The organism is Streptomyces sp. DH12 (genome assembly GCF_020873895.1).
GTDB lineage: Bacteria > Actinomycetota > Actinomycetes > Streptomycetales > Streptomycetaceae > Streptomyces.
Window position 1 is genome coordinate 1 of record NZ_JAHWGT010000194.1, and the last position, 821, is coordinate 821.

Sequence of the window (821 nt, forward strand, 5' to 3'; positions counted from 1 at the left end):
GGACGTTGTCACCGCCGTCGCCCATGAAGACGCTGCGGTTCTGCAGGGTGAGGACGCCGACCATGAACAGCGCCGCCATGGTGCGGGTGCGCCAGCCGAGCAGCAGCAGAAGGCTGAACAGCACGGCCAGCGCGTAGACCGCCTCGAACCAGACCTGGCTGTCCGACCAGAGCAGCACGGTGAAGGCGTCGTTCGACCCGACCAGCTGGGCGGCGAGGTCCCAGGACCAGGGGCTGTCCGGGCCGTAGAGCTCCTGCCGGTGGGGGTACTCCCGCAGCAGGAACAGCAGCCAGGTCAGGCCGAAGCCGATGCGCAGCACGGCTGTCTGGTAGGGGGCGAGAGCGGAGTCGGCGACCCGGGCGATCGCCCGGGAGACCGCCATCGACAGGCGGTTCATCCGATGCCTCCCCGGGCCTCGTCCTCCGGCAGGAGCCACCAGGGCAGCACCCGGTACACGGCCTTGTCCGACACCTTCTCCCCGCTCCACGACGGCGGCGGCACCTGGGTGGTGCGCGAGCGCACCTGGACGCGCGCGACCTCGCCGTCCCGCCCCGCCGCGTCCGCCCGGTCCAGGCGCATGACCATGATCCGCCGCAGGTACGACTCGGACAGCGCCCCGCGCAGGCCCACCGGGCGGTTGTCGTCGTCGTGCGTGGAGAGGTAGAAGTCCCAGGCCCGGCGCAGCTCGTTCTGCTGGGTGTGGCTGGGGGCCGGGTTGCCGTCGATGTCCCGGCCGTCCTGCGCCGACAGGTCGTACCAGCCGGTGGTGCGGCTTCCGCCGTCCGGCGTGCGGATCTCCGCCCTGACCTGTACGGACACGT

At 71.7% G+C, this 821-nt stretch carries 1 protein-coding gene and 1 pseudogene; both read right to left on the minus strand.

Annotated features, from left to right (window positions below):
• A pseudogene (locus LPA54_RS33455) lies at positions 1-397 on the minus strand (HTTM domain-containing protein); the annotation flags it as partial.
• On the minus strand, positions 394-821 hold a 428-nt coding region (locus LPA54_RS33460), incomplete at its 5' end, for a DUF5819 family protein (protein WP_228984480.1). The pseudogene LPA54_RS33455 and the gene LPA54_RS33460, both read right to left, overlap by 4 nt.